The organism is Streptomyces sp. NPDC127100 (assembly GCF_042724095.1).
Taxonomy (GTDB): Bacteria; Actinomycetota; Actinomycetes; order Streptomycetales; family Streptomycetaceae; genus Streptomyces.
In genome coordinates this window covers 30,590-50,921 of the sequence record NZ_JBHXFL010000028.1, presented here as the reverse complement: position 1 = coordinate 50,921, position 20,332 = coordinate 30,590, and the positions used below count along the sequence as shown (strand labels likewise).

Here is a 20,332-nt window from a genome sequence, read left to right as displayed (position 1 = left end):
GGAACGTCCGGATCCCGCCCCGCCCGGGCCGGTCTCCGTTCGGCCACCATCCGAAAACATCCGTACCATCGGCCACCCTCTGCACATAGAGTGCCACCCACAACTACTTCTGAACGCGTTCAAGAAAGCGCGTGCGGGGTCGAACGGGGAGGGGACTGCCGATGGGCAGGGGGGTGAAGACCGCCGTCATAGGCGGTGTGTTCGCCGTGATGGTGGGCGGGGCCGCGTACGGGGCCTACAACGTCGTGTCGGCGCTCGACGAGGGCGGGGGCTCCGGCGCGGCCGGGGCGGCCACGAAGAGCGGGCCGCCGAGCGCGGACGAGGTCGAGGAGACCACCGGCAAGTTCTTCGCCGCCTGGGAGAAGGGCGACGCGACGACGGCGGCCTCGTACACGAACAACGCCTCGGTCGCCGGGACGCTGCTGACGGCCTACGGCCGGGCCGCGCACATCACCGGCGTCGAGATCACGCCCGGCGAGCCGACCGTGAGCGGCATGACCGTGCCGTTCACGGTGAAGGCGAAGGTCTCCTACGACGGCACGTCCAAGCCGCTGACGTACCGCAGCCAACTGACCGTGGTGCGCGGGCAGACCTCCGGGCGGGCGCTGGTCGACTGGGACCCGGCCGTCGTCCACCCGCGGCTGAAGACCGGCGACACGCTGGTCACCGAGGAGTCGGCGACCCCGCAGATCCAGGCCGTCGACCGTGACGACACCGTGCTGACGCCGCAGAAGTACCCCTCGCTCGCCCCCGTCCTCGCCACCCTGCGCGAGAAGTACGGCGACAAGGCGGGCGGCACGCCCGGCGTCGAGCTGGCGATCCGGCACGAGGCCACCCAGGCCCCGGACACCCCGCTGCTGACGCTGACCGAGGGCAGGCCCGGCAAGCTGCGGACGACGCTCAGCGCGGGCGTGCAGGCGGCGGCCGAGAAGGCCGTGCGGCGGTACGGCGAGTCCTCGGTGGTCGCCGTCCGGCCCAGCACCGGCGAGGTGCTGGCCGTGGCGAACAACCGCGCGGACGGCTTCAACGCGGCCTTCCAGGGCCGGGTCGCCCCCGGCTCCACCATGAAGATCATCACCGCCGCCATGCTCATCGACAACGGCGTGAGCTCGATGAACGGCCCGGCGCCCTGTCCGCCGGACGCCATGTGGCAGGGGCAGACCTTCAAGAACCTCACCGACATGAAGCCCGACCCGGGCGCCACGCTCGCCGACGACTTCCTGCGGTCCTGCAACACCGGCTTCATCAAGCTCATCGACGAGGAGCCGCTCGACGACGCGTCGCTGACCCAGGAGGCCCAGGAGCGGTTCGGGCTGGGCCGGGACGACTGGCAGACCGGCATCGTCTCCTTCGACGGCAGCGTTCCCGCCGTCGAGGGCCCGGACCGCGCCGCGGGCGCCATCGGCCAGGGCCAGGTCCAGATGAACCCGCTGAACATGGCGTCGGTGACGGCGACCGCCATCACCGGCGAGTTCCGCCAGCCGTACCTGGTCCCGCCCGAGCTGGACGGCCGCCGGCTCGCCACCGCCAAGGGGCTGCCGCAGAGCACCGCCTCCCAGCTCCGGCAGATGATGCGGCTCACCGCGACCCGGGGCACCGCCATGAACGCCATGTCCGGGCTGCGCGGCGACATCGGCGCCAAGACCGGCTCCGCCGAGGTCGACGGGCAGACCACGTCCAACAGCTGGTTCACCGGCTTCCGGGACGACGTCGCGGCGGCGGCCATGACCGAGGAGGGCGGCCACGGCGGTGACGCGGCCGGCCCGATCGTGGCGGACGTCCTGCGGGCCGGCGGCTGAGCGGGGTTCCCCGGGGTGGGACGCGCTGGGGGTGTCCGACGAAGCCGCGACGCCGCGGGCGTTCGTCGGACACCCCCTAGGGTGGTCGCCGTCGTGGCAAGCGTGCGGCAGCAGGGTCCCGGGATGTCCGGGCGACACGGAGGAAACGGGACGCGAGTGGGCAGCAGAAGGGCCGTCGCCGGGCGACGGAAGACGAGACCGGCCCTGGTCGGCGGGGTGGCCGCCGTGGTCGTGGGCGGCGCGGGAGTCGGCGCGTGGGCGCTGTACGGCGGCGGGGCCGCGGCCGAGGAGACCGGGCGGACGACGTCCGCGGCGGCCGAGAACAAGGCGCCGACCGGCCCCCTGACGGCGGCCGAGGTCACCACGGCCACCCAGCGCTTCCTCACCGCCTGGCAGCGCGGCGACGTCGCCGGTGCCGCCGCCGCGACCGACGACGCCGAGGCGGCCGCGGCCCTGCTGACCGGCTGGACGAAGGACGCCCGGATCACGGGCGCGACGTTCACCCCGGGCACCCCGGCCGGCGCCCGGGTGCCGTTCTCCGTCAAGGCGAGCGTGGCCTACGAGGCCGGGGCGCAGGACGGCACCTCCCGGACCGGGGGGATCAGCGTGCCGCTCGCCTACGACAGCGCGCTGACCGTCGTCCGCCGGGCCGGCGACGGCGAGCCGCGCGTCGACTGGCACGCCGCCCTCGTCCATCCGGAGCTGAAGGACGGCGACACGCTGGTCACCGGCGAGGCCGGCACGCCCCCGGTCAAGGCTCTGGACCGCGACGGCGGGGAGATCACGGCCGCGAAGTACCCGTCGCTCGGCACCGTCCTGGACGGGCTGCGCGAGAAGTACGGGAAGAAGGCCGGCGGCACCGCGGGCGTCGAACTGCGCGTGGTCCGCGGCAAGGAGTCCAAGGCGGCGAAGGCGTCCGACAAGACGCTGCTGGAGCTGAGCGAGGGCACGCCGGGCACCGTGCGGACCACCCTGGACCCCGGCCTCCAGGCCGCGGCCGAGCAGCAGGTGGCGGGCAAGGCCCGGGCGTCGGTCGTCCTGCTGCGCGCCTCGACGGGAGAGATCCTCGCGGTCGCCAACGGCGGCCACGGCTTCAACACCGCGTTCCAGGGCTCCCTGGCCCCCGGCTCCACGATGAAGGTCGTCACCGCCTCGCTGCTCATCGAGAAGGGCCTGGCCTCGGCCGACAAGCAGCACCCGTGCCCGAAGTACTTCAGCTACGGCGGCTGGAAGTTCCAGAACGACGACGAGTTCGAGATCAAGAACGGCACGTTCAAGGCCAGCTTCGCCCGCTCGTGCAACACCGCCTTCATCAGCCAGGCCCCGAAGCTGGAGAACGACGACCTGACCAGGCAGGCCCAGGAGGTCTTCGGCCTGTCGCGGAACGACTGGGCGATCGGCGTGCCCAGCTTCGACGGCTCGGTGCCGGTGCAGAGCGCGGCGCCGATGGCCGCCTCCCTCATCGGGCAGGGCGGGGTGCGGATGAACCCGCTGAACATGGCGTCGGTGTCGGCGACCGTGCGGACGGGCGCCTTCCGCCAGCCGTACCTGGTCGCCCCGTCGGTCGACGGACGCAAGGTGGCCACGGCCTCCCGCACGCTGTCCGCGTCCACGCTGGGCCAGCTGCGCGAGCTGATGTCCTACACGGCCACGAACGGCACGGCGGCCGGGGCGATGGCCGGCCTGGGCGGCCAGGCGGGCGCGAAGACGGGGTCCGCCGAGGTCGACGGACAGGACAAGCCCAACGGCTGGTTCACCGCGTACCGGGGGGACCTGGCCGCGGCGGGCGTGGTCCAGCAGGGCGGCCACGGCGGCGACACCGCGGGGCCCATCGTGGCGGCGCTGCTGAAGGCGGGCGGCTGAGCGGGCGGCCCGGCCGGGCGGCCGGACGGGTGCCGGCTCAGTGCGGCACCGGCTCGGCCGCCGCCGCGTAGGTGCGCTGCAGGAACCGGATGAGCGTCCTGGTCTCGAACTGGACGACGGAGCACCCCTGCGGGGAGTGGAACTCGACGACGGCCTGCACCCGCCCGCAGGGCCACACCCGAACCTCTCCGCTCCCGGTGGGTGCCCGCAGGCCCCGTTCGAGCAGGTCCCGGGAGAACCTCCACTCGCGCGCGGCCGTGTTCCGGCCCCGGCCGGGCAGTCCCACGGACACCGTGTCCGGATCGCGGTCGGGGTCGTAGCGCAGCACGACCGGTATGGCGCCGCCGTCGTCCTCGCCGGGAAGGTCCGCGTCCGTGAGGATGTGGGCTCGCGCGTACTGCTCGACAACGGACATGGGATCGCCCCTCACGCTCTGCGACCGTCACGGAAGCTGTGTGTCCACACAGTGCCAATGTCCCATATTTTCCGAATAACACCTTTTGACGATGCGTCACCCTCTCCCGTACGGGGTCACTCATCTCACAGATGAGATGACGAGGGCCTCGCTCTTGCGAGAGGTTCGCAACAAGCCCCTATCATCGTCTCGTGCATGTACCTGACGGATTCATCAACGCCCCGACCTCCGCCGTGACCGGAGTCGTCGCCGCCGGCGCCGTCGCGGTGAGCCTGCGCGGCGCGCGGCGCGAGCTGGACGAGCGGACGGCGCCCCTGGCGGGCCTGGTCGCGGCGTTCATCTTCGCGGTGCAGATGCTGAACTTCCCGGTCGCCGCGGGAACCAGCGGGCATCTGCTCGGCGGCGCGCTCGCCGCGATACTCGTGGGTCCCTACACCGGGATCCTGTGCGTCTCCGTCGTCCTGCTCATGCAGGGCATCCTCTTCGCGGACGGCGGCCTGACCGCGCTCGGCGTGAACATCACCGACATGGCGATCGTCACGACGGTCGTCGCCTACGCCCTCTTCCGGGGCCTGGTGAAGGTCCTGCCGCGCACCCGCCGGTCGGTCACCGTCGCCTCCTTCGTCGCCGCGCTGGTCTCCGTCCCGGCCGCCGCCCTCGCCTTCACGTTCCTGTACTGGATCGGCGGCACCACCGACGTCTCCATCGGCAAGGTCGCCACCGCGATGATCGGCGTGCACGTCCTGATCGGCATCGGCGAGGCCGCGATCACCGCGCTGACCGTCGGCGCCGTCATCGCCGTGCGCCCCGACCTCGTGTACGGCGCGCGTGGGCTCGGGCAGCGGCTGAAGCTGCGGGTGAACGGCGAACTGGTCGACGCCCCCGGCACCGAGCCGGCCCCCGCGCCCGCCGCCGCCCGCTCGCCGCGGAAGGTGTGGATCACCGGCCTGGTCGCCTCCCTGGTCCTCGCCGGCTTCGTCAGCTTCTACGCCTCCGCCAACCCCGACGGCCTGGAGAAGGTCGCGGCCGACAAGGGCATCGACAAGAAGGCCGAGGAGCACGCCAGCGCCGACTCCCCGCTCGCCGACTACGGCGTCAAGGACATCGCGAACACCCGCGTCTCCGGCGGTCTCGCGGGCGTCATCGGCGTCGGCGTCACCGTCGTCGCGGGCAGCGCGGTGTTCTGGGCGGTGCGCAGGCGGCGTGCCGACGACAACTCGCCGAGCGGCACGACGACCGGCACCACCCACGACACGAGCGTCTGAGATGGGCGCCGGGCACGCGCACAGGCTCTACCGGCACGGGCACTCCCCCGTGCACGGTCTGCCGCCGCACACCAAGCTCGCCGCGGTCTTCGCCTTCGTGGTCGTCGTGGTGTCGACGCCGCGCGAGGCGATGTGGGCCTTCGGCCTGTACGCCCTCCTGCTGGCGACGGTGGCGTACGCGGCCCGCGTCCCGGCCGGGTACCTGCTCAAGCGGCTCCTGATCGAGGTGCCGTTCGTCGCGTTCGCGGTGCTGATGCCGTTCGTGGCCGAGGGCGAGCGGGTCGGCGTCCTCGGCATGTCCTTGAGCGTGAACGGCCTGTGGGGCGCCTGGAACGTGCTCGCCAAGGGCACCCTGGGCGTCGCCGCCTCCGTGCTCCTCGCCTCCACCACCGAGCTGCGCGAGCTGCTGCTCGGCCTGCAACGGCTGAGGCTGCCGCCGCTGCTGGTGCAGATCGCCTCCTTCATGATCCGGTACGGGGACGTCATCACCGACGAGATGCGCCGGATGCGGATCGCCCGGGAGTCGCGCGGCTTCGAGGCGAAGGGCGTCCGCCACTGGGGCGTGCTCGCCAAGTCAGCCGGGGCCCTGTTCATCCGCTCCTACGAACGCGGCGAGCGCGTCCACCTGGCGATGGTCAGCCGCGGGTACGCCGGTTCGATGCCGGTGATCGACGAGGTGACCGCGTCCCGGGCGCAGTGGTCGTACGCACTGGCCCTCCCGTGTGCGGCGCTGGTCGTCTGTCTGCTGGGATGGGTGCTGTGACAGCTTCTCTGGAGGTCTCCGGCCTCGCCTTCGCCTACCCCGACGGGCACCAGGCCCTCTTCGGCGTGGACTTCTCCGTCGCCCGCGGCGAGCGGGTCGCGCTGCTCGGCCCGAACGGCGCCGGCAAGACGACCCTGGTGCTCCACCTCAACGGCATCCTGTCCGGCGGCACCGGGACGGTCACCGTGGCCGGGCTGCCCGTGGACAAGCGGAACATGGCGGAGGTCCGGCGCCGGGTCGGCATCGTCTTCCAGGACCCCGACGACCAGCTCTTCATGCCGACCGTGCGCGAGGACGTGGCCTTCGGGCCGGCGGCGGCCGGGCTGAAGGGGGCCGAGCTGGAGGCGCGCGTGGACCGGGCGCTCGGCCTGGTCGGCATGGCCGCGTACAAGGACCGGCCCCCGCACCACCTCTCCTTCGGCCAGCGGCGCCGGGTGGCGGTCGCGACCGTGCTCGCCATGGAGCCGGAGATCCTGGTCCTGGACGAACCCTCCTCCAACCTGGACCCCGCCTCCCGCCGCGAACTCGCCGACATCCTGCGCTCGCTCGACGTCACGGTCCTGATGGTCACCCACGACCTGCCCTACGCCCTGGAGCTGTGCCCCCGCGCCCTCGTCCTCAGCGACGGCGTGATCGCGGCGGACGGCCCCACCGGCGACCTGCTCTCCGACGACACGCTGATGCGCGCCCACCGTCTGGAACTGCCCTTCGGCTTCGACCCGCGCTCGGTGTCGACGGGTACATGAGGAATCGCCGGCGGTCGGTGGCTGTTGCACCCACTGCCGCAGGCGACGGGCCGGAACAGGCCGGGGCATCGGGAAGGGACGCAGGGAAGTGGACGCGAGCGTGGACGTGCAGGGCACAGTGGCCGGGGGCTTCGAACCGGTCAGGGACGCGTTCGCACGGAACTTCACGGCGCTCGGGGACCGGGGCGCGGCGGTCGCCGTCTACCGGGACGGGCGCAAGGTCGTCGACCTGTGGGGCGGCACGCGCGACGTCGACGGCACGGCACCGTGGCGCCGGGGCACCGCCCAGGTCGTGCGCTCCGCGACGAAGGGCGTCGCCGCCGCCGTACCGCTGCTGCTGCACCAGCGCGGGGAACTGGACCTGGACGCGCCGGTGGCCGCGTACTGGCCGGAGTTCAAGGCGCATGGCAAGGAGCGGGTGCTGGTCCGGCACGTGCTGAACCACCGGGCCGGACTGCCGGTCCTGGACCGTCCGCTCACGCCCGAGGAGGCCCTCGACCCGCTGCGGGGCCCCGAGGCGGTCGCCGCCCAGGAACCCGTCTGGGAACCGGGCACCGACCACGGCTACCACGCGCTGACCTACGGCTGGCTGCTCGACGAACTGGTGCGCAGGGTGACGGGCGGGCGGAGCACGGGCGAGTGGATCGCCGACGAGATCGCCGGCCCGCTGGGCCTGGACCTGTGGCTCGGCCTGCCCGCCGAGGAGGAGACGGCGGGCCGCGCGGGCCGGGTCGGCCGCCTCGAGGAGCCCGCGTCCTCCGGGGGGCCGCGCCTGCGCCCCAAGCGCTCGGTCACCGAGGCCTACGAGGACCCGGACTCCCTCACCCGCCGCGCCTTCGCCGCGATCACGCCGTTCCCGGATCAGAACGACCCGGCGTACCGGGCGTCCGCCCTCCCGGCGACCAACGGCATCGCGACGGCCGACGCGCTGGCCCGCTTCTACGCGGCGCTGACCGGCGACGTCGACGGCGTGACACGGCGCGTGCGGCTGTTCGACGCGGCGACGACGGAACGGGCCCGCGCGGAGGAGTCGGCGGGCCCGGACCGCGTGCTGGTCGTGAACACCCGTTTCGGGCTCGGCTACATGCTGCACGGCAGCGCGTCCCCGTTCCTGTCCCCCGGTTCCTTCGGCCATCCCGGCCGCGGCGGCGCCCTCGGCTTCGCCGACCCCGAGGCGGGGATCGCGTTCGGCTACGTCACCAACGGCTTCCGCCGGTCCGTGACCGCCGACCCGCGGGCCCAGGCCCTGGTGCGGGCGGTGCGGACGTCGCTCGAGGCGGCCTGAGACCCGGCGGACGCGGCCGGCCCGCCGGGATCCCGCTCACACGTGGATCGGGTGGGACACCCTCCCCGACGCGTCGTCGATCTCGCCGTGCGCCTTGGTGAGCAACTGCATGGCGAGCTCGTTCAGCGCCCGCGCTCCGGCGACCTCCTCCCCGACGCGGGGCTGCTGGGAGTCCACCTGGTGACGGCTGGCGTGGCCGTTCGCCCGCACCTCCGTGCCGTCGGGCAGCCGCACCATCGCGGCGGCGCGGGTGTGCTGGTCGTCCTCCATGAACTCCATCTCGACGTGCCATCCCACAGCGGTGTGCATCATGACGATCACCTCCGGAACACCTGCTTCCAGGGTGCGCCTCGTCGCCGCCGCACGCACTATCCCGCGTGCAGCATCAGCCCGATCCCCACGACCAGGAGTCCCGCCGCGGCGATCCGGGGCGCGCCGAACCGCTCCTTGAAGAAGAGGGCCCCGATCGCGGCGCCGACCAGGATGGAGGACTCGTGCAGCGCGGCGACCGGCGCGAGTGCGGCGCGGGTCTGCGCCCACAGCACCAGGGCGTAGGCGGCGACGGACAGGGCCGCGCCGAACAGACCGAGTCCGGCCCGCGGGCGCAGCAGCGCCCAGGCGCCGGCGCGGTGGCGGTAGAGGAAGTACGCCGGGAGGGCCGTGCCCTGCACCGCCATCAGCCAGGCGATGTAGCCGAGGGAGGACCCGGAGGCGCGGACGCCCAGCCCGTCCACGACGGTGTACACCGCGATGGTCACCCCGGTCGCGAGGGCCGCGCCGATCGCCGCCCAGTCGGGCCGGCGTCCGCGCAGCCCCCACAGGGCGACGCCGGTCAGTCCGGCGCAGGACAGCGCGATGCCCGCGGTCGCCCAGCCGTCGGGCACCTCGTGCGCGAAGACGGCGGCCAGGACGGTGACCAGCAGGGGCGCGCTGCCCCGGGCGATCGGGTAGGCCTGCCCGAAGTCGCCGAGCCGGAAGGAGCGCATCAGCAGGGTGTAGTAGGCGACGTGGACGGCGGCGGAGACGAGCAGGTAGGGCCACGCCCCGGCCGCGGGGAGCGCCGTGAACGGCAGCAGCGCCAGCCCGATGAGGAGTCCGCCGCCCGAGATCAGGGTGAAGCCGGTGAGCTTGTCGGTGATCCGGTGGGCGATGGCGTTCCAGCCGGCGTGCGTGACGGCCGCGAGCAGGACCGCGGCCGTCACCAGCGGGGTCACGCGGCGGGCTCGCGGACGTCCACGAGGGTGGCGCCGGCGGTGGCGACGAGCTCCTTGGGCTCCATGGGGAAGACGCTGTACGGCGTGCCGGCGGCGGCCCAGACGACCTCGTGCGCGAGCAGGGACCGGTCGGCGAGGACGCGGGTCCTGCTGCGGTGCCCGAAGGGCGGCACGCCGCCGATGGCGTACCCGGTGGTCTCCCGTACGACGTCGGCCTTGGCCCGGGTGACCTTCCCGGCGCCGAGCTCCGCTCGGACCCGCTCCACGTCGACGCGGGAGGCGCCGTCCATGAGGACCAGCACGGGGACCCCGTCCGCGGCGAAGATCAGCGACTTGCAGATCTGGCTCAGCCCGCACCCGATCGCGGCGGCGGCCTCCGCGGCGGTCCGCGTGGAGTCCGGGAAGAGCCGGACCTGCCCGACCAGGTCGTCGAGGCCGAGTTCTCGCAGGGCGGCGGCGAAACGGGGGTGGGCGCCGGAGGCGTCGTCGGTCGTCGTCATGGTGGGCACCGTAGCGGTACGTGCAGCGTGCACGCGACCGGGTTCGCGGGCCCCGCGCACGGCGGAGCCGGTGAGGGCCGTCCCGTCCCCACGGGGCCCTCACCGGCTGGTCTGCTACCGGGTGCGGTGTGTCAGGTGCGGGCCGGCACCCGGTCCTCGTCGGGGTCCGAGCCGCGTCCGGCGTCGCCGGCCGTGCGCAGGCCCTCGCCCTCGACGTCCACGTTGGGCAGGGCGCGGTCCAGCCACTTCGGCAGCCACCAGGCCCGCTTGCCCAGCAGGGCGAGGACGGCCGGGACGATGGCCATGCGGACCACGAACGCGTCGAAGAAGACGGCGATCGCCAGGCCGAAGCCGATCATCTTGACCATGGACTCGCTGGAGCCGATGAAGCCCGCGAAGACCGCCATCATGATCACCGCGGCCGCGGTGACGACGCGGGCGCCGTGCTTGAAGCCGGTGACGATCGCCTGGTTCGGCTTCTCGCCGTGGACGTACGCCTCCCGCATGCGGGTGACCAGGAAGACCTCGTAGTCCATGGCCAGGCCGAAGACGACGCCCACCATGAAGATCGGCATCATCGACATGACCGGGCCGGTCTCCTCGACGCCCATCAGGCCGGACAGCCAGCCCCACTGGAAGACCGCGACGACCGCGCCGAGCGCCGCCATGACCGACAGCAGGAAGCCCAGGGCCGCCTTCAGCGGGACCAGGATCGAGCGGAAGACCACGATCAGGAGGAGGAAGGCCAGGCCGACGACCAGGACCAGGTAGGGCAGCAGCGCGTCGTTGAGCTTCTGGCTGACGTCGATGTTCATCGCCGTCGAGCCGGTGACCAGGGTCTCCGCGCCGGTGTCCGCCTTGATGTCGCCGCCCGCGTCGCGGATGGCGTGCACCAGGTCCTCGGTCTGCACGGAGGACGGCTTGGAGTCCGGGATCACGGTGATCGTCGCGGTGTCGCCGGCCTTGTTGGGCGCGGGCGGGGTCACCGCCACGACGCCGTCGAGGCCCTCGATCCCGTCGGAGACGTCGGTGAACACGTCCTTCGGGGCGTCGCTGCCCTTCGCGTCCACCACGACCATCAGCGGACCGTTGAAGCCGGCGCCGAAGCCCTCCGACAGCAGGTCGTACGCCCGGCGCTGGGTCGTGGACGTCGGCTGGGAGCCGTCGTCGGGCAGGCCCAGTTCGAGGGAGGCCGCGGGGATCGCGGCGGCACCGAGGCCGAGGACGCCGAGCAGCAGGACGGCGACGGGACGGCGGACGACGAAGCTCGCCCAGCGGGTGCCCATGTTGGCCTTGACGGGCCTGCCGTCCTGGTTCTTCGCGGCGCGGCCGCCGCCCAGCAGCTTGCTCTTGGCGCCGGCCGGCTTGACCCTGCGGCCCGCGTAGCCGAGCAGCGCGGGGATCATCGTGAGGGCGATCAGGACCGCGATGGCGACCGTGCCGGCCGCCGCGACGCCCATCTTGGTCAGCATCGGGATGTTGACGACCGCCAGGCCCACCAGGGCGATGACGACGGTGAGGCCGGCGAAGACCACGGCGGAGCCGGCGGTGCCGACGGCCCGGCCGGCCGCCTCCTCGCGCTCGCGGCCCTCGGCGAGTTCCGCGCGGTAGCGGGAGACGATGAACAGGGCGTAGTCGATGCCGACCGCGAGGCCGATCATCATGGCCAGGATGGACGTCGTGGAGCCCAGCTCCAGCGCGCTCGCCAGCGCGGTGATCGTCGAGACGCCGATGCCGACGCCGATCAGCGCGGTGAGCAGCGGCAGCCCGGCCGCGACCAGCGAGCCGAAGGTGATGACGAGGACGACGGCCGCGACCGCGATGCCGATGACCTCCGTGGCTCCGGTCTCGGGCACGGCCTGGAGCGCGTCGCCGCCGATCTCGACGGTCAGCCCGGCGTCGCGGGCCTGCTGCGCCGCGTCCTCCAGGGCCTCCTTGGTGGACTCCTCCAGCTCCATGCCGGAGACGTCGTACCGCACCGAGGCGTAGGCGATCGTGCCGTCCTTGCTGACGGCGTTCCCCTGGTAGGGGTCGGCGACGGAGGCGACCTCGGAGCCGTCCGACAGTTCGTGGACGGTCTTCTCGACGGTCGCCTTGTGGCCGGCGTCCGTCATCTTCTCGCCGGACGGTGCCTTGAAGACGACGCGTGCGGTCGCCCCGTCGGCGCTCTGGCCCGGGAAGCGCTGTTCGAGCAGGTCGAAGGCCTTCTGGGCCTCGGTACCGGGGATGGAGAAGGAGGAGTTGCCGGCGGGCGGGGCGCTGGCCGCGCCGACACCGGCGAGCGTCAGCAGCGCCACCCAGAGCAGGGCGACGAAGTGCCGCCGCCGGAAGGCGAGCCGGCCGAGTTTGTAGAGGAATGTGGCCACGAGGGCGTACTCCCGGTCAGGTCGTGGGTCTTCAGGGCAGGGGTGATCAGCCCGACGACGTGAGCGGTGACGTCAGCTGGGGCTCGAACGGGGGCGCAGGTGGGGCCTGGCCGAGGGACGTGTCAGGAGACTCGGACGCCGAGGGCGGGGAGGATCACGGCGTCGATGTACGAGGTGAGGAAGGCCCGGGTGGGCGGCTGGTCCTCGAGCAGCGTGCGGGTGGCGAAGGCGCCGACCAGCATGGGCACGAGGAAGTCCAGGGCGGGACAGTCCGGTCTGATCTCGCCCCGGTCGACCGCTCGCTGGAGCAGCCGGCGGAACTCCGCCATCTCCGGTTCGATGAGCTGTTCCCGGAACGCCTGGCGCAGGTCCGGATTCTGGTGGAGCGCCATGGCGACGCCCCGCATCAGCGCGGAGTTCTGCTCCATGGTGCAGTCGTCCTCGCGGGCCATCAGGGCGTGCAGGTCGCCCCGGAGGGAGCCGGTGTCGACCTCGCCCGTCTCACCGGGCTTGTTGTGCCGGATGGCCTTGACGACCAGCTCGGGCTTGCCGCCCCACTGACGGTAGAGCGTCGCCTTGCTGGACCGGGTGCGGGCGGCCACGGCGTCCATGGTGAGGGCGTCGTAGCCGACTTCCCGGAGCAGGTCGAGCACGGCGCCGTACAGCTCGGCCTCGCGCTCGGGAGTGATCCGACTGCGGCGCGCGGTCGCGACCTCGGTCATCTCGCTCTCCCCTCTCCGATCAGAACGACACCGTTTCGTACATGATGAATGTACCCCAGCCGCTATCGAAACGAAACGGTTTCGTTCGTGTCGTGGGTCACGGTTGTCAGCTCCCCATAAGTTGCCGGTGCCCTGCCCGCGGCAAAGCATGGGAGGGGTGAGTTATCTGCGCCTTCCCCACCTCAGCGGCGACCGGATCTGCTTCGTGGCCGAGGACGACCTCTGGATCGCCGGTCTCGACGACCCCCACCCCGCCTGGCGGCTCACCGTCGACCGCACCAAGGCGGGCCACCCGCGCTTCTCGCCCGACGGCCGCCACATCGCCTACACCACCTGGCGCACCCTGGTCCCGGAGGTCCACCTCGTGCCGGTCGGCGGCGGGCCCGCGCGCCGGCTCACCCACTGGGGCGGCTTCGACACCCGCGTCTGCGGGTGGACGCCGCCCGACCCCGACGGCAGCAGCGCCGTCCTCGCCGTCGCCTCCCACGGCGAGCCCTTCTCGCACCTGACCTGGGCCTACAAGATCGCCCTCGACGGCGACCCGGGCCGCAAGCTGCCCTGGGGGCCGGTCACCGACATCCAGGTCGCCGATCTGGCCGGCGAGCGCAGGACGCTCCTGCTCACCGGCACCCCGCCGCACGAGCCGGCCTCCTGGAAGCGCTACCGGGGCGGTGCCACGGGACGGCTGTGGCTGCACGGGCAGCGGCTGCTCGCGGACCTGGACGGGCACCTCTCCTGCCCCATGTTCACCGGCGGCCGGATCGCGTTCCTCTCCGACCACGAGGGCGTCGGCAACCTCTACTCGTGCGCCCACGACGGCTCCGACCTGCGCCGCCACACCGACCACGACGCCTTCTACGCCCGCCACGCCGCCGGCGACGGCACCCGCGTCGTCTACCAGTGCGCGGGCGACCTCTGGATCGTCGACGACCTCTCGCCCGGCTCGGTGCCGCGCCGGCTCGACGTCCGGCTGAGCGGACCGCGCGCGGGACGGCGTACGTACCAGGTGCCCGCCGCCCAGAACGTGGGCGGTGTCTCCGTCGACGAGACGGGCCGCGCGAGTGCCGTCGTCGTCCGCGGCAGTTTGTACTGGCTCACCCACCGCGACGGCCCGGCGCGCACCCTCGCCGACACCCCGGGCGTACGGGTCAGGCTCCCCGAGATGCTGGGGGCGAGCGGCCGGGTCGCCTACGTGACGGACGCGGACGGCGAGGACGCCGTCGAGCTCTCCTTCCTGCCGCGGGCGACGGGGGGCCGGGCGCCCCGGCGGCTGGCCTCCGGCAGGCTCGGCCGGGTGCTGGAGCTGGTCTCGGACCCGGCGGGCGAGCGCCTCGCCGTCGCCTCGCACGACGGGCGGCTGCTGCTGATCGACGTCCCGGAGGGGACGCTGACCGCCGAGACGCCGGAGCCGGCCGAGGACGGCGGCGAGGTCACGGGCGAGGACGCGGACGCCGTCGGTGGGGACGCCCCGGACGACCGCGCCCCCGGCGACGTCACCGAGCTGATCCGGTCGGACAACGGCCCCGTCCGCGACCTCGCCTTCTCCCCCGACGGGGCCTGGCTGACCTGGTCCCACCCGGGCATCGGGCGGTCGTTGCGGCAGATCAAGATGGCCCGCATCGACGGAGCGGACGGGCCGGTCGTCGTCGACGTGACCAACGGCCGCTTCGAGGACGAGAACCCGGTGTTCACCAGCGACGGCCGCTATCTCGCGTTCCTGTCCTGGCGCGGCTTCGACCCGGTGTACGACGTGCACACCGGGGACCTGTCCTTCCCGCTGGGCTGCCGGCCCTACCTGGTGCCCCTGTCGTCGGCGACCCCCTCCCCGTTCGCGCTCAACCCGGAGGGCCGCCCGGCCGCCGGCGGTCTGGACCCGCTGGAGGACGAGGCCGGCGAGGGCGGCCCGGTGACCGTGGAGGCGGAGGGCCTTGAGGCCCGCGTGACGCCGTTCCCGGTGACCGCCTCGAAGTACTCGGCGCTGCACCCGGTCGCGGGCGGCGGCCTGGTCTGGCTGCGCTGGCCGATCTCGGGCGCGCTCGGCGAGACCTTCGCCAACCCCGACGACCCGAGCGAACGCCCCACCCTGGAGCACTTCAGCCTCGCCAAGGCGAAGAAGTCCGAACTCGTCAACCATCTCGACTGGTTCCGGGTCAGCGGCGACGGCACCCGGCTGGTCGTGCTCGACGAGGGCGACCTGCGCGCCGTACCGGCGACCGAGGCGGGCGACGGGGACTCCACCACCTGGATCGACCTGCGCCGCATCCTGCACGAGGCCGACCCCGCCGCCGAGTGGCGCCAGGCGTACGCCGAGGCCGGCCGCCTGATCCGCGCCTACTTCTGGGACCCCGGCATGTGCGGCATCGACTGGGACGCGGTGCTCGACCAGTACCGCCCGCTGGTCGAACGGGTCGCGTCCCCGGACGAGTTCGCCGACCTGCTGCGTGAGGTCCTCGGCGAACTCGGCACCTCGCACGCCTACGTCGCCGCCGCCCGGCGCAACGAGGGCCCCGCGCACTACCAGCGCTGGCAGGGGCTGCTCGGCGCCAACTTCGTGTGCCGGGACGGCCGCTGGACCGTCAAGCGGATCCTGCCCGGCGACTCCTCCGACTCCAAGGCCCGCTCGCCGCTGGCCGGCACGGGCATCCGCGAGGGCGCCGTCCTCACCCACGTGGACGGCCGCCCGGTCGACCCGGTCGCCGGGCCGTCCCCGCTGCTCGCCGGCGCCGGCGCCACGACCGTGGAGCTCACCTTCGTACCGGCCGGGGACGGCCCGGGCCCCGCCCGCCGGGTCGCCGTCGTCCCGCTGATCGACGAGCGGCCGCTGCGCTACCAGGACTGGGTGACCAAACGCCGCGAGGTGGTACGGCGGTTGAGCGGCGGACGCTGCGGCTACCTGCACATCCCCGACATGGGCGGCTCGGGCTGGGCCCAGTTCAACCGCGACCTGCGCATGGAGGTTTCCATGCCCGCGCTGATCGTGGACGTCCGCGGCAACGCGGGCGGGCACATCAGCGAGCTGGTCATCGAGAAGCTGACCCGCACGATCCTCGGCTGGGACCTGACGCGCGACGCACAGCCGGTGTCGTACACGTCCAACGCCCCGCGCGGGCCGGTGGTGGCGCTCGCTGACGAGGCGACGTCCTCCGACGGCGACATGATCACGGCCGCCTTCAAGCTGCTGCGGCTCGGCCCGGTGGTCGGGCAGCGCACCTGGGGCGGAGTGGTCGGCATGACCGGCCGGCACCGGCTGGGCGACGGCACGGTGATCACGGTGCCGATGAACGCGGCCTGGTTCGACGCGTACGGCTGGTCCGTGGAGAACTACGGCGTCGCCCCCGACGTGGAGGCGCTGCGCACCCCGCTGGACTGGGCGGAGGGCCGCTACCCGGTACTGGACGAGGCGGTGCGGCTCGCCCTGGAGCTGCTGGAGACCAACCCGCCCGCCACGCCTCCCGGTTACGGCGACGCGCCGGACCGGTCCCGGCCCCCGCTGCCGCCGCGGCGGTGACACCCGCGCCGCCCGTGCGGTGCGCGGACGCCCAGAAGGCGCCCTCCGTGCGGCGGAGGGCGCCTTCCCGGATCAGCCGCGACGCGTCAGGCGTCGTAGCTCTCCTCGAACCGCTCGTCCGCGTCCCGGCGGCGCGAGGACGGGTCCATCTCGTCCTGGTCGCGGCGGCGGTCGCGGTTGTGCATCTGGTCCTTGGCCTGCTCCGCGCGCTGCTTGCCCTGCTCGGCACGCTGCTTGCCCTGCTCGGCACGCTGCTTGCCCTGCTGCTGCATGCGCTCGGCCTTGTCCTGGAACTGGTCCTTGATACCCATGTGGGCTCACTCCTGTGGTCTTTCGGGCCGGCCGGTTCGGCCGGGCCCGATCAGATTCACACGGGCGGTGACCCTGCGCATGTCGATCAGTGACGGACCGTAGCGGAGGTCGTCCGGTGCTCCTCGTCGGCCGCTCCGCCGGCGCCCACCAGCCCCGTGCGCATGCCGTTCAGCCGGTCCGCGAAGCGCCGCATCTCGCGCTGGCCGACGGTGCCGATGACGGCCGGCAGGTAGCCGCGCACACCCTGCATGCCGCGCAGCCACCACTGCCCGTACACGTGGCTCGAGCGCCGCTCGATGCCCTCCACCAGCCGGTCCACCGCCGGGCCCAGCGGATAGGTCTTGTTCGACGGCCACGGCAGCCGCTGCCGCAACTCCCGCATGACGTCGTCCTGGTCCGCGCCGCGCACCATGTCGGTGTCGGTCCAGGACAGGTAGCCGACACCAACCCTCACGCCCCGGTGGCCGACCTCGGCGCGCAGGCTGTGCGCGTACGCCTCCACACCGGACTTGGAGGCGCAGTAGGCGGTCATCATCGGCGCGGGCGTGATGGCGGCCAGGGACGCGATCTGGAGCAGGTAGCCGCGGCTCTCCGTCAGCGCCGGCAGGAAGGCGCGGGCCGTCACCGCCGAGCCGATGAGGTTGACCTCGATGACCCGCCGCCAGGACTCCGGATCGGAGTCGACGAACGGACCGCCGGTGGCGACACCGGCGTTGGCGACGACGACGTCGATCCGGCCGAACCGCTCCTTCACCTCGCCGGCCACCCGGGCCATCACCTCGTGGTCGGTGACGTCCGCGTGCCAGACCTCGCTCTCGGTGTGCAGCCGCGCCGCGACCTGCTTGAGCCCCTCCGGCTCCAGCCCGACCAGGGCCACCTTCACCCCGCGCGCGGAGAGCTTGCGGGCCAGCAGCTCCCCGACGCCCCGCGCCGCCCCGGTGACGACGGCGACGCGTCCTTCCAGGCTCACCCTGCTCATGCGCTCTCCTCGGCGTGTACGGCGTCCGTCTTCGCGGACGCGTCGGAAATGTGGGCGGCGGCCAGCGCGCGGATCTTCCCGGTGACCAGCTCCGGCGCCTCCACCGGCGTCATGTGGCCGGCGCCCGGAAGCTCCGTCAGACCCACGCAGGAGGGCAGCGCCGCCGCCAGCGCGCGGGCGTGCACGGGCGGGGTCAGCCGGTCCGCGGTCCCGACGACCACCTCGACCGGCATCCGCAACTCCCGTACGCCGTGGTCGAGGTCGAGCAGGTCGAGCACCCGCGACCAGGCGTGACGCGCCCTGCGCGGGCAGGCGTGCACGATGCGGGCGCAGGCCTCGACCATGTGGGGTGCCGAACCGGGGCCCATCGTCCCGTACTTGAGGATCCTGAGCGCCAGGGGCGTGACCGGCCCGAGGGGCGCCCGCGAGCCGAGCAGGCGCCGGGTCAGCCAGGTCCGCACCCGGCCCTCCCGCAGCGGCAGCACGGTCGCGGACGCCACCAGCCGCGAACTGCCCGTGCTGCACAGCAGGACGGCCGCGGCGTGCTCGCGCAGCGCGGGCCGTGCGGCGGCGGCCAGGACCGTCATCCCGCCCATGGAGTGCCCGGCGATCACCGCGCGTTCGCCCGGCGCGAGCGTGGCCCCGAGGACGGCCTCGAGGTCGTCGGCGAGGGCGTCGGTCCCGCACACCCGGCTCGCCGGGCTGCGGCCGTGACCGCGCTGGTCGTAGGCGATGACCCGGTGGTCGGCGGACAGGGCGCGGATCTGCGCCGCCCAGAAGGCGGTCGAGCAGGTCCAGCCGTGGGAGAGGACGACCGCGGGCGCGTCCTCGGGGCCGTGCACCTCGACGTGCAGCCGGGCGCCGTCCGCGGAGACGACGGTCAGCTCGCGGGCCGGCACGGGCGGGGCGTAGGGGCCGGAGGCGACGTGCGCGAGGCGGCTCACGCGCCCACCTCCGCGCTCTCGGAGGCGGGGGCCTTCCGGGCGGCCGGGACGCGCAGCACCTCGTACTCGGCGAGGTCCACGCGCCGCGTCGCCCGCCTGAACTCCGCGGTCGTGCCGGGCCAGATGGTGGTGTTGCGGCCGCTCGGGTCCAGGTACCAGCTGGTGCAGCCGCCGGTGTTCCACACGGTGCGCTTCATGCGCTCCTGCACCCGGTGGTTCCAGCCCCGCACGGCGGTGGGGCGGGCGTCGAGGGCGACCCTGCCGCCGAGCACGTTCAACTGGCGCAGGTAGTCGGCCATGTAGTTCAGCTGGGACTCGATCATGAGGATCATGGAGGAGTTCCCGAGGCCGGTGTTGGGCCCGATGACCGTCATGAAGTTGGGGAAGCCGGCCGCCGAGGCACCGCGCAGGGCCTCCATGCCGCCCTTCCAGGTCTCGGCGAGGGTCCGCCCGTCCGCGCCCACGACGCGCTCGGCGATGGGCATGTCGGTGACGTGGAAGCCGGTGCCGAAGATGATCGCGTCGGCCTCGGCCTCGGTGCCGTCCGCGGCGACGAGGGTGCTGCCGCGGACCTCGCTCAGACCGCTGGCGACCACGTCCACGTTCGGCCGGGCGAGCGCCGGGTAGTACGCGCTCGACAGCAGGATCCGCTTGCAGCCGATGCGGTAGTCGGGGGTGAGCTTGGCGCGCAGGGCCGGGTCCTTGATCGCGGAGGCGATGTTGCGCCGGGCGATCGCCTCGACGAAGCCCAGCTCGTCGGGGTGCTTGGTGAAGGCCTGCACCTGGAGCTCCCGGATGCCCCACAGCAGGCCGCGGCGCAGCTTGGTGGTGACGGGCAGCGCCCGGTGCAGGGCGCGCTCGGCGGCGCTGATCGGCCGGTCCATGCGGGGCATCACCCAGGCCGGGGTGCGCTGGAAGAGGGTGAGCCGGCCGGCCTCGGGCTGGACGGCCGGCACGATCTGGATGGCCGAGGCGCCGGTGCCGATCATGGCGACCCGCTTGCCGGTGAGGTCGTAGTCGTGGTCCCAGCGGGCCGAGTGGAAGACCTTGCCGGGGAAGGTGTCGAGGCCGGGGACGTCCGGGACCTTGGGGTCGGACAGCGGGCCGGTCGCGGAGACGACGACGTCGGCGGTCAGGTTCCCGCTCGCCGTCTCGATCTCCCAGCGCAACCGCTCGGTGTCCCACGCCATCCGCTTCACCTCCGAGCCGAAGCGGAGGTGGGGGCGCAGCCCGAAGGTGTCGGCCACGTGCTCCAGGTACGCCCGGATGTGCCGCTGCCCGGAGAAGGTGCGCGGCCACTCGGGGTTGGGCGCGAAGGAGAACGAGTACAGGTGGGACGGCACGTCGCAGGCGCACCCCGGGTAGCTGTTGTCGCGCCAGGTGCCGCCGACGCTGTCGGCCCTCTCGAGGACGACGAAGTCGGTGATCCCCTCGCGGCGCAGCCGCACGGCGGCCCCCAGCCCGCCGAAGCCGGACCCGATCACCGCCACCCGCACGTGTTCTTGAACCTGCTCGTGCTCGGCCATCCCGAAGCCTCCACGCGTCGCCTAGAACTCTGCCAGTGAACACTGGCGCAATGGGGAGAGTAGAGCAGCTCCGTACTGATGGGTAGGGGGCACGGCAAGGAAAGTTACCGGCGGTACGACATAGG

The 20,332-nt window shown here is 73.3% G+C and carries 17 protein-coding genes; 7 read left to right on the top strand and 10 right to left on the bottom strand.

Features of this window, described 5'->3' with window-relative positions:
* The first annotated feature begins 161 nt into the window (after positions 1–161).
* Positions 162–1,799 (top strand): penicillin-binding transpeptidase domain-containing protein, encoded by a 1,638-nt coding sequence (locus ACFWJB_RS23390; RefSeq protein WP_386924539.1) that lies wholly within the window; start codon positions 162–164, stop codon positions 1,797–1,799.
* A 156-nt stretch (positions 1,800–1,955) separates the two neighbouring features.
* The gene (locus ACFWJB_RS23385) at positions 1,956–3,662 is read left to right on the top strand and encodes a penicillin-binding transpeptidase domain-containing protein (protein ID WP_386924537.1); all 1,707 of its coding nucleotides are present in this window, start codon (positions 1,956–1,958) and stop codon (positions 3,660–3,662) included.
* A 37-nt stretch (positions 3,663–3,699) separates the two neighbouring features.
* Here the strand turns inward: ACFWJB_RS23385 and ACFWJB_RS23380 are convergent, their stop codons facing one another.
* Positions 3,700–4,077: an SsgA family sporulation/cell division regulator gene (locus tag ACFWJB_RS23380; RefSeq protein WP_386924535.1), complete on the bottom strand. Its 378-nt coding sequence runs from the start codon at positions 4,075–4,077 to the stop codon at positions 3,700–3,702.
* A gap of 191 nt (positions 4,078–4,268) precedes the next feature.
* On the opposite strand from ACFWJB_RS23380, the gene ACFWJB_RS23375 reads away from it, so the two are divergent.
* The 4 genes from ACFWJB_RS23375 (at position 4,269) to ACFWJB_RS23360 (ending at position 8,136) form a co-directional block, all read left to right on the top strand.
* Positions 4,269–5,342: an energy-coupling factor ABC transporter permease gene (locus ACFWJB_RS23375; RefSeq protein WP_385471083.1), complete on the top strand. Its 1,074-nt coding sequence runs from the start codon at positions 4,269–4,271 to the stop codon at positions 5,340–5,342.
* Between the two features lies 1 nt (position 5,343).
* Positions 5,344–6,105, top strand: coding sequence for a cobalt ECF transporter T component CbiQ (gene cbiQ / locus ACFWJB_RS23370; RefSeq protein ID WP_385471085.1), 762 nt, complete (start codon positions 5,344–5,346; stop codon positions 6,103–6,105).
* On the top strand, positions 6,093–6,851 hold the full coding sequence (locus ACFWJB_RS23365) for an energy-coupling factor ABC transporter ATP-binding protein (RefSeq protein ID WP_385471087.1): 759 nt from the start codon (positions 6,093–6,095) through the stop codon (positions 6,849–6,851). The genes cbiQ and ACFWJB_RS23365 overlap by 13 nt, the downstream gene beginning before the upstream one ends.
* 100 nt (positions 6,852–6,951) lie before the next feature.
* Positions 6,952–8,136, top strand: coding sequence for a serine hydrolase domain-containing protein (locus tag ACFWJB_RS23360; protein ID WP_386924575.1), 1,185 nt, complete (start codon positions 6,952–6,954; stop codon positions 8,134–8,136).
* Positions 8,137–8,172: 36 nt separating this feature from the next.
* Here ACFWJB_RS23360 and ACFWJB_RS23355 read toward each other — a convergent pair whose 3' ends face one another.
* From ACFWJB_RS23355 to ACFWJB_RS23335, 5 genes are all read right to left on the bottom strand, one after another.
* Positions 8,173–8,448 (bottom strand): DUF1876 domain-containing protein, encoded by a 276-nt coding sequence (locus ACFWJB_RS23355; protein ID WP_385471089.1) that lies wholly within the window; start codon positions 8,446–8,448, stop codon positions 8,173–8,175.
* Between the two features lie 56 nt (positions 8,449–8,504).
* Positions 8,505–9,350 carry an EamA family transporter gene (locus ACFWJB_RS23350; protein ID WP_386924532.1) on the bottom strand — a complete coding sequence of 282 codons (846 nt, stop codon included), beginning with the start codon at positions 9,348–9,350 and terminating at the stop codon, positions 8,505–8,507.
* Positions 9,347–9,850, bottom strand: coding sequence for a YbaK/EbsC family protein (locus ACFWJB_RS23345; RefSeq protein ID WP_386924530.1), 504 nt, complete (start codon positions 9,848–9,850; stop codon positions 9,347–9,349). The genes ACFWJB_RS23350 and ACFWJB_RS23345 overlap by 4 nt, the downstream gene beginning before the upstream one ends.
* A 131-nt stretch (positions 9,851–9,981) precedes the next feature.
* Positions 9,982–12,216, bottom strand: a complete 2,235-nt coding sequence (locus ACFWJB_RS23340) for an MMPL family transporter (protein ID WP_386924528.1) — start codon at positions 12,214–12,216, stop codon at positions 9,982–9,984.
* Between the two features lie 122 nt (positions 12,217–12,338).
* Entirely contained in the window at positions 12,339–12,938 is a 600-nt protein-coding gene (locus ACFWJB_RS23335; protein WP_385471096.1) for a TetR/AcrR family transcriptional regulator, read from the bottom strand.
* Positions 12,939–13,086: 148 nt separating this feature from the next.
* On the opposite strand from ACFWJB_RS23335, the gene ACFWJB_RS23330 reads away from it, so the two are divergent.
* On the top strand, positions 13,087–16,446 hold the full coding sequence (locus tag ACFWJB_RS23330; protein WP_386924525.1) for a S41 family peptidase: 3,360 nt from the start codon (positions 13,087–13,089) through the stop codon (positions 16,444–16,446).
* Positions 16,447–16,532: 86 nt separating this feature from the next.
* On the opposite strand, the gene ACFWJB_RS23325 is transcribed toward ACFWJB_RS23330, so the two are convergent.
* From ACFWJB_RS23325 to ACFWJB_RS23310, 4 genes are all read right to left on the bottom strand, one after another.
* Positions 16,533–16,757, bottom strand: coding sequence for a hypothetical protein (locus ACFWJB_RS23325; protein WP_385462205.1), 225 nt, complete (start codon positions 16,755–16,757; stop codon positions 16,533–16,535).
* A gap of 86 nt (positions 16,758–16,843) precedes the next feature.
* Positions 16,844–17,737, bottom strand: a complete 894-nt coding sequence (locus ACFWJB_RS23320) for an SDR family oxidoreductase (protein ID WP_385462202.1) — start codon at positions 17,735–17,737, stop codon at positions 16,844–16,846.
* A complete protein-coding gene (locus tag ACFWJB_RS23315; RefSeq protein WP_386924523.1) occupies positions 17,734–18,681 on the bottom strand; it encodes an alpha/beta fold hydrolase in 948 nt (315 codons plus the stop codon). The genes ACFWJB_RS23320 and ACFWJB_RS23315 overlap by 4 nt, the downstream gene beginning before the upstream one ends.
* The gene (locus tag ACFWJB_RS23310) at positions 18,678–20,207 is read right to left on the bottom strand and encodes a flavin-containing monooxygenase (RefSeq protein ID WP_385462196.1); all 1,530 of its coding nucleotides are present in this window, start codon (positions 20,205–20,207) and stop codon (positions 18,678–18,680) included. The genes ACFWJB_RS23315 and ACFWJB_RS23310 overlap by 4 nt, the downstream gene beginning before the upstream one ends.
* Positions 20,208–20,332: the final 125 nt, after the last annotated feature.

Excerpts from the sequence above, each read along its gene's own strand:
- ACFWJB_RS23390 (WP_386924539.1), top strand. The coding sequence starts at position 162 with ATGGGCAGGGGGGTGAAGACCGCCGTCATAGGCGGTGTGTTCGCCGTG.
- ACFWJB_RS23380 (WP_386924535.1), bottom strand. The coding sequence starts at position 4,077 with ATGTCCGTTGTCGAGCAGTACGCGCGAGCCCACATCCTCACGGACGCG.
- cbiQ (WP_385471085.1), top strand. The coding sequence starts at position 5,344 with ATGGGCGCCGGGCACGCGCACAGGCTCTACCGGCACGGGCACTCCCCC.
- ACFWJB_RS23365 (WP_385471087.1), top strand. The coding sequence starts at position 6,093 with ATGGGTGCTGTGACAGCTTCTCTGGAGGTCTCCGGCCTCGCCTTCGCC.
- ACFWJB_RS23355 (WP_385471089.1), bottom strand. The coding sequence starts at position 8,448 with ATGATGCACACCGCTGTGGGATGGCACGTCGAGATGGAGTTCATGGAG.
- ACFWJB_RS23345 (WP_386924530.1), bottom strand. The coding sequence starts at position 9,850 with ATGACGACGACCGACGACGCCTCCGGCGCCCACCCCCGTTTCGCCGCC.
- ACFWJB_RS23335 (WP_385471096.1), bottom strand. The coding sequence starts at position 12,938 with ATGACCGAGGTCGCGACCGCGCGCCGCAGTCGGATCACTCCCGAGCGC.
- ACFWJB_RS23330 (WP_386924525.1), top strand. The coding sequence starts at position 13,087 with ATGGGAGGGGTGAGTTATCTGCGCCTTCCCCACCTCAGCGGCGACCGG.
- ACFWJB_RS23325 (WP_385462205.1), bottom strand. The coding sequence starts at position 16,757 with ATGGGTATCAAGGACCAGTTCCAGGACAAGGCCGAGCGCATGCAGCAG.
- ACFWJB_RS23320 (WP_385462202.1), bottom strand. The coding sequence starts at position 17,737 with ATGAGCAGGGTGAGCCTGGAAGGACGCGTCGCCGTCGTCACCGGGGCG.
- ACFWJB_RS23310 (WP_385462196.1), bottom strand. The coding sequence starts at position 20,207 with ATGGCCGAGCACGAGCAGGTTCAAGAACACGTGCGGGTGGCGGTGATC.